We start from the raw sequence: 14,516 nt of genomic DNA on the forward strand, positions 1-14,516 counted from the left end.
TCACGTAAAGAAGGACCCGACACCATGACGCAAACCCACATCGACATCACCTCCCTGAAGGCCACCGCGCCCAGCGCCCACGCTGCGGCGGAAGCCGCCGCGCGCTGGAAAGTCGCCGACGTCGCCGCGCTCTACGAGCTGCCGTTCAACGATCTGATGTTCCGTGCGCAGCAAGTGCATCGCGAGCATTTCGACGCGAACGCCGTGCAGCTTTCCACGCTGCTGTCGATCAAGACGGGCGGTTGCGAGGAAGACTGCGCGTACTGCCCGCAATCGGCGCATCACGACACGGAACTCGAAGCGGGCAAGCTGATGGAAGTGGGCGCGGTGCTGGACGCGGCGCGCTCGGCCAAGGCCAACGGCGCGACGCGCTTTTGCATGGGCGCGGCGTGGCGCAATCCGAAGGATCGCCATCTGGAGCCGATCAAGGACATGATTCGCGGCGTGAAGGCGATGGGGCTGGAAACCTGCGTGACGCTCGGCATGCTCGAAGATCACCAGGCGAAGGCGCTCGCCGACGCGGGCCTCGACTACTACAACCACAACCTCGATACGTCGCCGGAGTTCTACGGCAAGATCATCTCGACGCGCACTTACGAGGACCGCCTCGAGACGCTCGAACGTGTGCGCGACGCGGGCATCAACGTGTGCTGCGGCGGCATCGTCGGCATGGGCGAATCGCGCCGCGAGCGCGCGGGCCTGATTGCGCAGCTCGCGAACATGGAGCCGTACCCGGAGTCGGTGCCGATCAACAATCTCGTGCAGGTCACGGGCACGCCGCTCGAAGGCACGGAGCCGATCGACCCGTTCGAGTTCGTGCGCACGATCGCCGTGGCGCGCATCACGATGCCGAAGGCGATGGTGCGCCTGTCGGCGGGCCGCGAGCAGATGGACGACGCGCTCCAGGCGCTGTGCTTCATGGCGGGCGCGAACTCGATTTTCTACGGCGACCAGTTGCTCACCACGAGCAACCCGCAAGCGCAGGCCGACCGCAAGCTGCTGCAGCGTCTGGGCATCAGCGCGCAGGCCGCGCAGCATCTGGGCGCTGAAGATCATTCGCACGGCGGCTGCGGCCATTGCGAGTAACGCCTCGCGCTTTGCCCAAAAAGAAAACGCCAGGCTTCGACGCCTGGCGTTTTTTATCGCGCGATCAAAGCGACGTACGGCGCATCAGGCATAAGCCGCGCGCCGGCGCCCCGCGAGCAGGAGGTAGCACAGCCCTCCGATCACGAGCGACGGCAGCGTCGCGCCGAGGTTCGGCAGCCACTGGTTGAGCGCCTGATACGCGCCGAAACCGACCGCCCACGCGACGAACGCGCTCACGTGCCAGCCCCCCGAATAGCCGTACGCGCCGTTCAGATCGGCGAGCGCCTGCGGGTCGATGCGACGGCGGCGCACGATGAAGTGATCGGCGAGCACCACGCCGAAGAGCGGTGCGAACACCGAGCCGATGAAGAGCAGGAAGTTCTCGTACTTCGCCATCGGCACGACGAGGCCAATCAGCGTGCACAGCGCGCCGAACGCGGCGGAGAGCCAGGGCACGCTGGCGCGCGTCCAGAACGTGCCGGTCGAGACGGCGGCGGAGTGGATGTCGGCGAAGGCGTTGTCGATTTCGTCGATCAGCACGAGCAGCAGCGCGAAGCCGCCGCCGGCCTGGGCGAGCGCCGTGGTGAGGAGCGCGTCGCCGCCGCCTGCGGCCAGGCCGTAGACGGCGCCCAGCGCGTAGAACCACAGGTTCGCGATGCCGTAGCCCAGCAGCGTGCCGCGGAAGGTTTCGCCCGCTTTGCGGCCGAAGCGCGTGTAGTCGGCGATGAGCGGCAGCCACGAGAGCGGCATCGCCACCACGAGGTCGATGGCGCTGCCAAACGGCATCTCGCCCGTGCCCGGGCGGCGCATGAGCGCACCGATGTCCTGCTTCACGAGCAGGCTCCACGTGAGCCAGGCCGCGCCCGCGAGCAGCAGCCAGATGCCCCATGTGCGCAGGAAGCGCCGCACGAACGAGAGCGGGCCGCTCACGGCGAGCAGCGTGGCGAGCACGCCGAAGATCACGGTCCAGACGAGCGGCATCGAAAGGCCGAAGGCCTGTTTGGCGAGCGCATCGGCCGAATCGCGCATCACGATGATCTCGAACGAGCCCCAGCCCACGAGCTGCACCATGTTGATGACAGCCGGCACCGACACGCCGCGAATGCCGAGCGTCGGGCGCAGCGACGACATGGCGGCGAGGCCCGTGTCCGTGCCGATCACGCCCGCGAGCGCGAGCAGCACGACGCCGATCACGCTGCCGATGACGATGGCCACGAGCGCGTGGGGCAGCGAAAGGCCCGGCACGAGCAGCGCGCCCGCCTGCGCGACCAGCAGGCCGATGCCGAGCGAAAACCACAGCGCGAAGGCGTCGCCGGTGCGGAACTGGCGGCGCGCGTCGGGCACAGGCACGTTCGGCGCGTAGGTGGAGCCGGCTTCGCCGGCGTGCGAATCTTGAGTCATGTGGAACGCTTTCCTCTGTATCGTCTGTTTTATCTATGTTGTCCGGCCCAGTCGGCGTAAGCCGCCAGGCCCCGCGCTTCGCGCCGCGTCGCACACTGTCATAATGCACGACTGCATCCGGTGCGGCAGGCCGATTTGCGATGGCGGGCGGTATGTCCCCGAATCCTTCGGCGAATTGGCAACATACGAGCGGCCTGCCGGAAAGCCGTCATTATCGCGAAAACGTCATGTTTGAAGAAACCCGTGCCAACGTCCCCCTCGCCGAGCGACTGCGCCCGCGTTCCGTCGACGAGGTCATCGGCCAGAAGCATCTGCTCGGGCCCAACAAGCCGCTGCGCGTGGCGTTCGAGTCCGGCGAAGCGCATTCGATGATCCTCTGGGGGCCGCCGGGCGTGGGCAAGACCACGCTCGCGCGCCTCATGGCCGATGCCTTCCACGCCGAATTCATCGCGCTCTCGGCGGTGCTCTCGGGCGTGAAGGACATCCGCGAAGCCGTGGAGCAGGCGCAGGTGCATCGCGCGCATGGGCACCAGACGCTCGTGTTCGTCGATGAGGTCCATCGCTTCAACAAGAGCCAGCAGGACGCCTTCCTGCCGCATGTCGAGTCGGGCCTCTTTGTGTTCATCGGCGCGACGACGGAAAACCCGTCGTTCGAGGTGAACAGCGCGCTGCTCTCGCGTGCGGCCGTGTACGTGCTCAAGAGCCTCGACGAGGAAGAGCAGGGCGAACTGCTGGCGCGTGCTTCCGCGGAACTGGGCGGCCTGACGTTCACCGACGAAGCGAAAAAAGCGCTGATCGGTTCTGCGGACGGCGACGGGCGCAAGCTCCTGAACAACCTGGAAATCGTCGCGCGCGCGGCCGCCCAGCAAAAGAAGACGGAGATAGACGGCGAACTGCTCGGCAGCGCGCTTGCCGAGAACCTGCGCCGCTTCGACAAGGGCGGCGATGCGTTCTACGACCAGATCAGCGCGCTGCACAAGTCGGTGCGCGGCAGCAACCCGGACGGCGCGCTCTACTGGTTCTGCCGCATGCTCGACGGCGGCGCGGACCCGCGTTATCTCGCGCGGCGCATCGTGCGCATGGCGTGGGAGGACATCGGTCTCGCCGACCCGCGCGCCGGGCGCATCACGCTCGACGCGGCCGAGACCTACGAGCGCCTTGGCTCGCCCGAAGGCGAACTCGCGCTCGCGCAGGCCGTGATCTATCTGGCCGTCGCGCCGAAGTCGAACGCGGGCTACAACGCCTATAACGAGGCGCGTCGTTTCGTGGGCAAGGACCAGTCGCGCGCGGTGCCCATCCATCTGCGCAACGCGCCCACGAAGCTGATGAAAGAGCTGGGCTACGGCCACGAATACCGCTATGCGCACGACGAGCCCGACGCCTACGCGGCCGGTGAAACCTATTTGCCCGATGGCATGCGCGAGCCGCACTGGTACCAGCCCACGCCGCGCGGCCTCGAAGGCAAGATCGGCGAAAAGCTCGCGCGCCTCGCCGACCTCGACGCGCAATGGCGCGAGGAGCACCGGGACGAAATCCGCGAAAGGAAGCGCAAAGGCTGATGCCGGTCGCGCCGGAGTGCGCCAGACTGCCCCGGCCGGTGCGCTAAAATCGTCCCTTCATACAACGAAACTGCGTCTCACAATCCCATGCTCGACATCCAGATGCTGCGCAAAGACCTCGACGGCGTCGCGAAGCGCCTCGCCGACCGCGGCTACACCCTCGACGTGGCGGCCTTTTCCGCGCTCGAAGCGGAACGCCGCGCCATCCAGACCCGCACCGAAGAACTGCAGGCACGCCGCAACAGTCTGTCGAAGCAGATCGGCGCGATGAAAGGCCGCGGCGAGGACACCTCGGCGGTCATGGCCGAAGTGGGCGGCATCGGCGACGAGATGAAGGCGTCGGCCGCCAAGCTCGACGAGATCCAGTCGAAGCTCTCGGAGCTGTTGCTCGGCGTGCCGAACCTGCCGCACGAAAGCGTGCCGGCGGGCAAGGACGAATCCGACAACGTGGAAGTGCGCCGCTGGGGCACGCCGCGCGCGTTCGACTTCGAGGTTAAGGATCACGTGGACGTGGGCACGCCGCTGGGTCTCGATTTCGAGACGGGCGCGAAGCTCTCGGGCGCGCGCTTCACGATGCTGCGCGGCCAGATCGCGCGCCTGCATCGCGCGCTGGCGCAGTTCATGATCAACACGCACACGCTCGAGCACGGCTACACGGAAACGTACACGCCGTACATCGTCAATCCGGAGATCCTGTACGGCACGGGCCAGCTTCCCAAGTTCGCCGACGACATGTTCCGCGTGGAAAAGGGCGGCGGCGAGAACACGGTCACGCAGTACCTCATTTCGACCTCGGAAATCTCGCTCACGAACACGGTGCGCGAGAGCATCGTGGAAGGCAGCGCGCTGCCCATCAAGCTCACGGCGCATTCGCCGTGCTTCCGCTCGGAAGCGGGTTCCTACGGTCGCGACACGCGCGGCATGATCCGTCAGCACCAGTTCGACAAGGTGGAGATGGTGCAGATCGTTGCGCCCGAAACGTCGTACGACGCGCTCGAGCAGATGGTCGTCCACGCGGAAACCATCTTGCAGAAGCTCGGCCTGCCGTACCGCGTCATCACGCTGTGCACGGGCGACATGGGCTTCTCGGCGACCAAGACCTACGACCTCGAAGTGTGGCTGCCCGCGCAGAACACGTATCGCGAAATTTCGAGCTGCTCGAATACGGAAGCGTTCCAGGCGCGCCGCATGCAGGCGCGCTATCGCAACGCGCAGGGCAAGCCGGAACTCGTGCACACGCTCAATGGCTCGGGCCTCGCCGTGGGCCGCACGCTCGTTGCCGTGCTGGAGAACTATCAGGAAGCGGACGGCTCGGTCACCGTGCCCGAAGTGCTGCGTCCGTACATGGGTGGCGTGGCGCGCCTCGAAGCGAACGCCTGAATCTGCTCGCCCTCGAAACTTTTTTGCAGAGAGGGCTTGCGGAATTCAAAAAACGTTCTATAATCTTCGCTTCTCCGGTCGCCGACCAAGGTCGGAGAAGCAGTAAAAAGGCAGTACACCGGAGAGGTGGCAGAGTGGTCGAATGTACCTGACTCGAAATCAGGCGTACGGTTTCCCCGTACCGTGGGTTCGAATCCCACCCTCTCCGCCAGATTCAGAAAACCCCTGCATGCTTAATCGCTGCAGGGGTTTTTGCTTTTCTGCCTGTGCTCCGGCGTGCGCCGCCGGAGCACAGCTTTACTTTTGCATATGCCCGCGCAGGTTCAGCGCATTGAGGTAAGTGCCCGAAATCGACGATCCGCCGTGGTGCACGATCTTTTCGTCGACGAGCGCCCACACCGACTTGCCCGCCGCGCGCACGCGCCGGCAGAACGACAGGTCTTCCGAGAGATACACGCCTTTCTCGCCAACGGTGTCGAAGAACGCATAGAACTTGCCGTCCGGCAGATAGCCCGCGTACTGCGTGGGCGGGCGGTAAAGCTCCGTATGCGGCACGATTGCCTCCAGCGCCTCGCGCCGCACGAGGAAAATGCCCGTGCCGATATGACTCACCTCGGCCCAGCCGTCGGACACAAAGCTGTTGCCCGCTTCGTCGGCGAGAATCGCCGTGTTGTAGTCCACGGTTTTTTCCTGCCATTCGCGCAGTGTGAGCCCCACGTCGGCGCTCGTAATCACCTTTTCCCGGTCGAAATAGCGATACGGGCAGGCAACGCCGGCCACGGGCTTGTCACCGGCGATCAGGCGCAAGATCGCCTCGCGCGTGAAGTCCATGTCCGTGTCGAGAAAAAGCAGATGCGTGAACTCGGGATGGCTCAGAAAATAATTCGCAAAAAAATTGCGCGCGCGGATGATGTGCGACGAAGCGGTATGAATGTACTCGTAGCGGATGCCGTTTTCCTTGAGCGCTTCCATGAGCCGCGCGAGCGCCATGGCGAAGTCGAAATGCACCGAGTTGTCGTAAGTCGGCAGTGCAATCAGGACGTTGAGCGCCGCGTTTTGAGTGGAAGAGGGGGCGGGATGACTTGAGATCATGATCGGACTGTCTGCTCGCGATGTAAGATATTTCTCATTCTTGACGGTGGCTTGCGCTCGAACAATCGGAGATATCTGAAAATTCGATGCCCGGCGTCAGCGGGATGACGCGGTTTGGGGCGCAAGCGACGTCGCAGCGCCGGTACAATCGCTCCTTTGAATTTGCGGCGAAGCGCATGCGTGCGCCGCCGCGCCCACTTCGGTCCACAGATGCCTATCACCTACAAGTCTGCCGACGATCTCGAGCGCCTGCGCATTTCGGGCCGTCTCGCCGCCGACGTGCTCGCGATGATCGGTGAGCACGTGAAGCCGGGCGTCTCCACCGACGACCTCGACGCGCTCTGCAACGACTACATCGTCAACACGCTCAAGGCCGTGCCGGCCAATGTCGGCTACCTTGGCTTTCCGAAGACGATCTGCACGTCCGTCAATTCCGTGGTCTGCCACGGCATTCCGAATCGCGGCGAGGTGCTCAAGGACGGCGACATCATCAACATCGACGTGGCCGTGATCAAGGACGGCTATTTCGGGGACACGAGCCGCATGTACTGCGTCGGCACGCCGAGCACGGTGGGCCGTCAACTGATCGACACGACCTACGAGGCGATGCTCGCGGGCATCCGCGAGGTGAAGCCGGGGGCGACGCTCGGCGACGTCGGCCACGCCATCCAGAAGCGCGCTCAGGCAGCCGGCTTCTCGATCGTGCGCGAGTATTGCGGCCACGGCATCGGCAAGGTCTATCACGAGGAACCGCAGGTGCTGCACTACGGGCAGCCGGGGCAGGGTGTGCGCCTGAAGCCGGGCATGGTCTTCACGATCGAGCCGATGGTGAACGCGGGCCGCGCGGGCACGACGGTGCAGCGCGACGGCTGGACGGTCGTCACCAAGGACCGCTCGCTCTCGGCGCAGTGGGAGCACATGGTCGCCGTCACGGAAGACGGCTATGAACTCCTCACGCCCTGGCCGGACGGCACTGGCGCCTACGAGGCCCCGTGAGCGCGGCTGTGCGGCCTGGGCGGCCGTCTGTCAAGGCTCGCACGCCGGGCGTGGTCCGCCCGCAATTGTCAAATAAGGATTTGACTCTCAAGCCAGTTCGGTTAAAGCTACGCGTTAGCGCTTTATTGGGGTTTACGACTGCATGAGTCCGTCACTGACCGTTCGCCGTATCGCCGCCGATCAGGGTGCCGTGCTCCGCGAGCTTCGAACAGCTTCGTTGCGCGATGCGCCTTATGCATTCGGCGACACGCTCGAAGACGCGCTATCCGCCGATGCCGCCGTTTTCGACGCTGCGGCGGCCCGGCATGCGGTTTCGCACACGGGCACGTCGTTCATTCTCTATACCGAAGGCCATCCGGCCGGTTTGATCGGCGCGAGCTTCGAAAGCGCGCCCGCGCGCCGCGCGTTCGTCTCGGCGCTGTGGGTCGCGCCTGCGGTGCGTCATCTGAGCGGCGGCGAACTGCTGCTGAACAGCGCCATCGACTGGCTCGTGAGCGAAGGCGCCACGCAGGTCTACGCCTGGGTGACCGACGCGAACACGACGGCCATGCGCTTCTACGAGCGCCTCGGCTTCGTCGCCACCGGCGACCACGCGCGCAGCCAGCAGCAGCCCGAACAATGGGAAACGCTGCTCATGCGCGCGCTGGGCGAGCCCACGGCGTCCGCTTCTTCGGCCGCTCCTTCGCCATAACGCCCGGCATTCGCGCCGCGGCGTCCCTCGCGGCGTCTCTCCTTCGCGCGCTTTTTTTGCGCCAGATTTGTTTGCGCGTATTCAGCAGCGAATTTGGCCGAATACACCATTAAAAATAATGGCCGTGCGCGCCCGCGCCTGTAAAATACGCAAAATTTTTAGCCGAACGCCATGTCGCCCAGGAAATCGCCATATTTTGAACTGAAGAGCGGTTCAGTCGATACGCTTCTGTTCGTGGTCAAGACAACCGAGCTCGATGCCATGCGCGCCGAGCTTACTCGACGCTTCGAGGCGACGCCCGAATTCTTCGCAAACGACACGGTCGCGATCGACGTGCGGCGTCTCGCCGACGGCGAGCAGGTCGCGCTCGGCGATATCGTTCGCTTGCTCCAAAGCGTGCGCATGCGCCCGGTGGGCGTGGTTGCTCAGCCCGAACAACATGGCTGGGCCGCCGAAGCAGGCCTGCCGTTCCTCGAAGCGCGCGACCGCCGCGGCGCGGGCGCGAAGCCGGCCGAAGAAGCCGCAAGCGAAGGCGAGGCATCGAACGCGGCCGCTTCCGTCACCCCTTCGGCCGCTCCGCAATCCGCCGCTGCGCAGCCCGAACTCTTTTCCACCGACACGGGCCCATCCGCCGCCGAAGCGAGCGCGGCAGCCACGGTGAGCGCCGCGGCAATGCTCGACGCGAGCCCGTCCGGCACGCGCACGGAACCCACGCTCGTGGTCGACCGGCCGCTGCGTTCGGGCCAGCGCATCTACGCGAAGGGCGACGTGGTCGTGCTCGGCCTCGTTTCCAACGGCGCGGAAGTGATCGCCGAGGGCAACATCCACATTTACGCGCCGCTGCGCGGCCGTGCGCTCGCGGGCGTGCACGGCAATCACGACGCGCGCATTTTCTGCACGAGCCTCGAGGCGGAACTGATTTCGATTGCGGGTATCTACCGTACCACTGAAGTTCCACTCGCCGACGACGTGCGGGGCAAGCCGGCGCAAATCCGGCTCGAAGAAGAAAAGCTGTTGATCGAACCGTTGAGGCTCACCTGAGTCGCCGCCCGAGCGTTGTGCCCGGGCGAGCAGGGCCATGAGCGGCAGAGGCCAGGACGAGGCCAAATTGGGAAACTGACGAACGCAAGGTAAGGGAATGGCAAAAATCATTGTGGTGACTTCGGGCAAAGGTGGTGTCGGCAAGACGACCACGAGCGCGAGTTTCGCATCGGGCCTCGCGTTGCGCGGCCACAAGACCGCGGTCATCGACTTCGACGTGGGCCTGCGCAATCTCGACCTCATCATGGGTTGCGAGCGCCGCGTCGTGTACGACCTGATCAACGTGATCCAGGGTGAAGCGAACCTCAATCAGGCGCTCATCAAGGACAAGAAGTGCGAGAACCTCTTCATCCTGCCGGCCTCGCAAACGCGCGATAAAGACGCGCTCACGAAGGAAGGCGTGGAAAAGGTGATCGAGGACCTGCGCAAGATGGACTTCGAGTACATCGTGTGCGATTCGCCCGCCGGCATCGAGTCGGGCGCGCTGCTCGCCATGCACTTCGCCGACGAAGCGCTCATCGTGACGAACCCCGAAGTCTCTTCCGTGCGCGACTCGGACCGCATCCTCGGCATGCTGTCGTCGAAGACGAAGCGCGCAATCGAAGGCAAGGACCCGATCAAGGAGCACCTGCTCATCACCCGCTACAACCCCAAGCGCGTGAGCGAAGGCGAGATGCTCTCGCTGTCCGATATCTCGGAAATCCTGCGCATCGAGCTGATCGGCGTGATTCCGGAATCGGAAGCGGTGCTGCACGCATCGAACCAGGGGCTGCCCGCAGTCCATCTCGACGGCACCGATGTCGCCGAGTCGTACAAGGACGTGGTTTCGCGTTTTCTCGGCGAAGACAAGACGCTTCGTTTCACCGATTACCAGAAGCCGGGGCTGCTCCAGCGCCTCTTCGGTAGCAAGTAAGGGAGGCGAACGTCATGTCGTTTCTTTCGTTTTTTCTCGGCGAGAAGAAGAAGTCCGCCTCGGTAGCGAAGGAACGCCTGCAGCTCATCATTGCGCACGAGCGCGCAGGCGGCCATCCGCCCGCCGACTATCTCCCGGCCCTGCAACGCGAGCTGGTCGCGGTGATCTCGAAGTACGTGAAGATCTCCGATGAAGACATTCGCGTGAGCCTCGAACGCCAGGACGATCTCGAAGTGCTCGAGGTCAAGATCGAGATTCCGCAGGCTTGAACCGAAAGCGCGCGCGGCTGCCGTGCTGCGCGCGTTTTTGGCGTGGCCGCCGCCTTACCGAAATATTCAGTTTCACTTCACCCTGCGCCGTTACACCGCCGATGTCAGCGCAACGCCGTGCTCGCGCATTGAACGGATAACGCCAATCAAGGCGTCCAAAAATCAAGGGTGATCAACATGAACAACTCCATTCGCCTCCTCATCGCCAAGGCTGCGATCGTCGCCGCTGGCACCTGCGCTGTCGCGGCTCCCGCATTCGCCGAAATCGTCGTGGTCGAGCCGAGAATGGCGCCGCCCGCGGAGCGCGTGGAAGTCGTGCCGGCGCCGCGTGCGGGCTATGTCTGGGACAAGGGCCACTGGCGCTGGGACCACGGCCAGTACGTGTGGGTGACGGGCCACTGGCAGGCCGAGCGTGTCGGCTATCACTGGGTGCCCGGCCACTGGATCGAGCACGGCCCGAACTGGCATTGGGTCCAAGGCCATTGGGCCGCCTGATCTGGCGCGCGAAGGGAGCCCTCTTATGAGTAAAAAGCTGCTCGCGGCGGCCGTGCTCGCGTTGATGCTGGCGGGCTGCATCGTCGTGCCGGCGCGGCCCATGTACGTGAGAACCGCACCGGTCGTCGTCTACTAGTCGCCGACCGTTCCTCGCGATCCTTCGACGGATCGCGCATACCGGGCTCGACGCGCTGTGGCGTGTCGGGCCCGGCGCATTTTGCGGCGCACGCATGTCGATGCCGCCCCAGAACCTGTAAGAAAGGGACAGATTTCGCGCGTGCCGGATCGCACCGTTCGCAGGCTGGCGCAAGGTTCGTCCGCTAAAATCTCCCGCAATTCCCTGAAGACTGGACTACCGGGCCCTGCGGCCTGCAGCACAATGAAACGAGTTTTGATTGTCAAAGTGACTTCGCTCGGCGACATCGTCGAGGCGCTTCCGGTCGTCGCCGACGTGCAGCACGCCTTTCCGGGCGTGAAGGTCGATTGGGCCGCGGACGAGGCCTTTGCCGATATCGTGCGCTGGAACGCGGGCGTGGACCGTGTGCTTTGCGCGCCGCTGCGCCGCTTCAAGAAGGCGCGCCGCTGGAGCGACTTCAAGGCGATCTGGGCGTCGATTTCGGAGCTGCGTGCTTATCGCTATGACGCCATCATCGATATTCACGGCGTCTACAAGAGCGCGATCATCGCGTTTCTCGCGCGCGGGCGGCGGCGCTTCGGCTATCGCTCCCAGGACCTCGGCGAGCGCGGCGCGGCCTTCGCGTACAACGGCCGCTTCGGGCCGCGTCCGAAGTGCGATGCGTGGCACGGCATGCGCATCAGCGCGGGCGAAGCGCTCGGCTATACCGTCGACACGCCGCCCGAATTCCAGATGCGCATTCCGCGCGACAGCACCGCGCTGCCCGCACCGGAGGCGCCCACCGCGCTGCTCTTTCACGCGACCTCGAAAGACGAGAAGAAGTGGCCGGTCGGCCATTGGGGCGAACTCGGCAAGGCGTTGATTGCGCGCGGCCTGCGCATCGAACTGCCGTGGGGAAGCGAGAGCGAGCACGTCACGGCGCGCGAGATCGCGGCGCTCATTCCGGGCGCGACGGTGCTGCCGCGCCTCACCGTTTTGCAGGTCGCGCAGCGTATCGAAGATTGCGCGCTCGTGGTCGGCACCGACACGGGCTTCGTGCATCTCGCCCACGCGCTCATCAAGCCCACGGTGATGGTCTTCGTGACGACCGACGCCGAGCACAGCGGCGTGCGTGCGTCCAATCGCTCGATCTCGATTGGCGATGGCCGTCACGTGCCGCCGGTGCAGGTCGCGATCGATGCCGTCGATCGCATCTATCCCGCGCGCGAAGGCGGCGCATCGGCACAGGCATCGGACGTTCACGCCGCTTGAGTTTGGCGGGCTGGTCTGCGCTTGCTTCGGCGTTTCCCGAATGTCTTCCCGCGTACTTTCCCATTACGAGCTTGTTAAAAGTGTCGCGCTTGTATTGCAAGGGCGCCTCGCGCCACGTGTGCCAAAGGCTTCGAGCGCTCGCACTGTTACACGAGCCATACCGCTGCTTACAAATTGCAACGCCTCACTTGTTCGCTGTCGTGTTCAATCGTAACCGTCCAGCCCGACATCGCATGGCCGGACACAGACACTGACTTGAAGGGAGAACACTGTGAAACGATTGACGCTTACCCTCATCGCCGGCGCACTGCTCGCGGCTTCGCTGGGCGGCTGCGTCGTGGTGCCGGCCGGCGGCTACTACGGCGGCGGCTACCATCACGGCTATTACTATCGCTGATCGGTGTCGCACAGTGCCGCGCAGGAGGCGGCGCTTACGGCGCGACTGCCTTCAGGCAAGCAGCATTTCGATCGCGACGACCGCGGCGATTGCCGCGGCGTTCGCCGCCAGCGCTTCGAGCAGGACCGCGCGCCAACTCGCGGTGCGCAGGCGAAACGCCAGCAGAAGGGAGATGCCCAGGGCGAGGGCGATGATCAGAACAATGTCAGCGTTGCCCAGATGCAGGTTCATCGTCGGCTCCCCCGGGAGTTCGCTCCCCGCCTGTTGATTCGAGTATAGGCATGCATTGCGCGTGCCCAAAGGCATTAACGCGGGATTAAAGCGGGATCAAAAGCGCGACTGGAATACCCATGAAAAAAGCGGAATCCGCGCCTGCGGATTCCGCTTTTTTTACGTCAATGCGGGCATGCGTTTACGAGAGCGACGTATGACGCGTCTCACGCATGCACAGGACACCGAACAGGCTCACGCAGGCCGCGATCGACACATACGCGCCGACCCACGAGAGCCCGCCGCGCGCGGCCAGCACCTGTGCGATATACGGCGCGACCGAAGCGCCGAGAATACCGCCGAGGTTGTACGCGACGCCCGCGCCCGTATAGCGCACGTTGGTCGGGAACAGCTCGGGCAACAGCGCGCCCATCGGGGCGAACGTGGCGCCCATCAGGAAGAGCTGGATCACGAGGAAGAGCAGCACGAGCGGCGTCGCACCGCTGCCGAGCAGCGGCTCCATGGTGAAGCCCGAGAGAATGGCCAGAATGCAGCCGACGATCAGCACGGGCTTGCGTCCGAAGCGATCGGAAAGCCAGGCCGAGATCGGCGTGGCGATGCCCATGAACACTACGGCGACGCACAGCATGCCGAGGAAGGTCGGACGCGGAATGTGCAGCGCCGTCACGCCGTGCGAGAGCGAGAACACCGTGGCGTTGTAGAAGAGCGTGTAGCAGACGACCATGGCGAGCGCGCCGAGCAGCGTCGGCCACCAGTACTGCGAGAGCAGCGTCGCGACCGGCACCTTTACGCGCTCCTCGCGCTCGACGGCGGCCTTGAAGGCGGGCGTTTCGGCGATCTTCAGGCGCACGTACAGACCGAGCGCGACGAGCACCGCCGAGACGATGAACGGCACGCGCCAGCCCCAGTCGCGAAACTGCTGGTCGGAGAGCGTCGAGGCGAGCCCGAAGAAAAGGCCGTTCGAGGCGAGGAAGCCCACCGACGGCCCGAGCTGCGGGAACATGCCGAACCAGCCGCGCTTGCCTTGCGGCGCGTATTCGGTCGCGAGCAGCGCGGCGCCGCCCCATTCGCCGCCAAGGCCGATGCCCTGGCCGAAGCGCAGGATGCACAGCAGGATAGGCGCGAGGCTGCCAATCGCGTCATAGCCGGGCAGGAAGCCGATCAGCGTGGTGGAGAGGCCCATGACGAGCAGCGACGCGACCAGCGTCGATTTACGGCCGATGCGGTCGCCGAAGTGACCGAAGATGAACGAGCCGATCGGCCGCGCGACGAACGCAATGCCGAAGGTGACGAACGCCGAGAGCGCCTGGGCCGTGGCCGAGCCGTGAGGGAAGAACACGGGGCCGATCACGAGCGCCGCGGCCGTTGCGTACACATAGAAGTCGTAAAACTCGATTGCAGTGCCGATAAAGCTCGCAAAGATCACGCGTGCGGTGCTTTGCTGCTTCGCTGCGTTTGCCTGATCGGCGCGCGCGGGCGAAATGGGTGAGGTTGACATTCAAGGGTCTCCAGTCGTTGTGGCGCGCTTGCGCCAGAGTCTTGCGAGGCTTGCGCGGGCGTCTTGTTCAGGTTCGAAGC

Annotated in this window: 15 protein-coding genes and 1 tRNA gene; 12 read left to right on the top strand and 4 right to left on the bottom strand. The window is 64.8% G+C overall.

Features of this window, described 5'->3' with window-relative positions:
* Nucleotides 1-24 precede the first annotated feature (24 nt).
* Nucleotides 25-1,086 carry a biotin synthase BioB gene (gene bioB, locus U5768_RS27040; RefSeq protein ID WP_322033443.1) on the top strand — a complete coding sequence of 354 codons (1,062 nt, stop codon included), beginning with the start codon at nucleotides 25-27 and terminating at the stop codon, nucleotides 1,084-1,086.
* Nucleotides 1,087-1,170: 84 nt separating this feature from the next.
* Here bioB and cytX read toward each other — a convergent pair whose 3' ends face one another.
* Nucleotides 1,171-2,487 (bottom strand): putative hydroxymethylpyrimidine transporter CytX, encoded by a 1,317-nt coding sequence (gene cytX / locus U5768_RS27045; RefSeq protein WP_322033444.1) that lies wholly within the window; start codon nucleotides 2,485-2,487, stop codon nucleotides 1,171-1,173.
* A 227-nt stretch (nucleotides 2,488-2,714) separates the two neighbouring features.
* On the opposite strand from cytX, the gene U5768_RS27050 reads away from it, so the two are divergent.
* From U5768_RS27050 to U5768_RS27060, 3 genes are all read left to right on the top strand, one after another.
* Complete coding sequence (locus U5768_RS27050; protein WP_322033445.1) at nucleotides 2,715-4,046, top strand: replication-associated recombination protein A; 1,332 nt, start codon at nucleotides 2,715-2,717, stop codon at nucleotides 4,044-4,046.
* 87 nt (nucleotides 4,047-4,133) lie between these two features.
* Nucleotides 4,134-5,426, top strand: coding sequence for a serine--tRNA ligase (gene serS / locus U5768_RS27055; protein WP_322033446.1), 1,293 nt, complete (start codon nucleotides 4,134-4,136; stop codon nucleotides 5,424-5,426).
* A 120-nt stretch (nucleotides 5,427-5,546) separates the two neighbouring features.
* A tRNA-Ser gene (locus tag U5768_RS27060) sits at nucleotides 5,547-5,637 on the top strand.
* Nucleotides 5,638-5,723: 86 nt separating this feature from the next.
* Here U5768_RS27060 and U5768_RS27065 read toward each other — a convergent pair.
* Nucleotides 5,724-6,518 carry a hypothetical protein gene (locus U5768_RS27065; RefSeq protein WP_322033447.1) on the bottom strand — a complete coding sequence of 265 codons (795 nt, stop codon included), beginning with the start codon at nucleotides 6,516-6,518 and terminating at the stop codon, nucleotides 5,724-5,726.
* Nucleotides 6,519-6,728: 210 nt separating this feature from the next.
* On the opposite strand from U5768_RS27065, the gene map reads away from it, so the two are divergent.
* The 8 genes from map to U5768_RS27105 all read left to right on the top strand — a co-directional run bounded on the left by map (nucleotide 6,729) and on the right by U5768_RS27105 (nucleotide 12,707).
* Entirely contained in the window at nucleotides 6,729-7,514 is a 786-nt protein-coding gene (map, locus tag U5768_RS27070) for a type I methionyl aminopeptidase (protein WP_322033448.1), read from the top strand.
* A gap of 142 nt (nucleotides 7,515-7,656) precedes the next feature.
* Nucleotides 7,657-8,205 (top strand): GNAT family N-acetyltransferase, encoded by a 549-nt coding sequence (locus tag U5768_RS27075; RefSeq protein WP_322033449.1) that lies wholly within the window; start codon nucleotides 7,657-7,659, stop codon nucleotides 8,203-8,205.
* A gap of 171 nt (nucleotides 8,206-8,376) precedes the next feature.
* Nucleotides 8,377-9,246: a septum site-determining protein MinC gene (gene minC / locus U5768_RS27080; RefSeq protein ID WP_322033450.1), complete on the top strand. Its 870-nt coding sequence runs from the start codon at nucleotides 8,377-8,379 to the stop codon at nucleotides 9,244-9,246.
* Between the two features lie 97 nt (nucleotides 9,247-9,343).
* Nucleotides 9,344-10,159: a septum site-determining protein MinD gene (gene minD / locus U5768_RS27085; protein ID WP_112171401.1), complete on the top strand. Its 816-nt coding sequence runs from the start codon at nucleotides 9,344-9,346 to the stop codon at nucleotides 10,157-10,159.
* A gap of 14 nt (nucleotides 10,160-10,173) precedes the next feature.
* Nucleotides 10,174-10,428 (top strand): cell division topological specificity factor MinE, encoded by a 255-nt coding sequence (gene minE / locus U5768_RS27090; RefSeq protein ID WP_027795398.1) that lies wholly within the window; start codon nucleotides 10,174-10,176, stop codon nucleotides 10,426-10,428.
* A 177-nt stretch (nucleotides 10,429-10,605) separates the two neighbouring features.
* Nucleotides 10,606-10,923: a YXWGXW repeat-containing protein gene (locus U5768_RS27095; protein ID WP_322033451.1), complete on the top strand. Its 318-nt coding sequence runs from the start codon at nucleotides 10,606-10,608 to the stop codon at nucleotides 10,921-10,923.
* Between the two features lie 379 nt (nucleotides 10,924-11,302).
* Nucleotides 11,303-12,310 (top strand): lipopolysaccharide heptosyltransferase I, encoded by a 1,008-nt coding sequence (gene waaC, locus U5768_RS27100; RefSeq protein ID WP_322033452.1) that lies wholly within the window; start codon nucleotides 11,303-11,305, stop codon nucleotides 12,308-12,310.
* A 271-nt stretch (nucleotides 12,311-12,581) separates the two neighbouring features.
* Nucleotides 12,582-12,707, top strand: coding sequence for a hypothetical protein (locus U5768_RS27105; protein WP_256094537.1), 126 nt, complete (start codon nucleotides 12,582-12,584; stop codon nucleotides 12,705-12,707).
* 51 nt (nucleotides 12,708-12,758) lie between these two features.
* On the opposite strand, the gene U5768_RS27110 is transcribed toward U5768_RS27105, so the two are convergent.
* A complete protein-coding gene (locus U5768_RS27110) occupies nucleotides 12,759-12,938 on the bottom strand; it encodes a hypothetical protein (protein WP_322033453.1) in 180 nt (59 codons plus the stop codon).
* Between the two features lie 181 nt (nucleotides 12,939-13,119).
* The gene (locus tag U5768_RS27115) at nucleotides 13,120-14,436 is read right to left on the bottom strand and encodes an MFS transporter (RefSeq protein ID WP_322033454.1); all 1,317 of its coding nucleotides are present in this window, start codon (nucleotides 14,434-14,436) and stop codon (nucleotides 13,120-13,122) included.
* Between the last annotated feature and the right edge of the window lie 80 nt (nucleotides 14,437-14,516).

This window comes from Paraburkholderia sp. J76 (assembly GCF_905220295.1).
Taxonomy (GTDB): Bacteria; Pseudomonadota; Gammaproteobacteria; order Burkholderiales; family Burkholderiaceae; genus Paraburkholderia.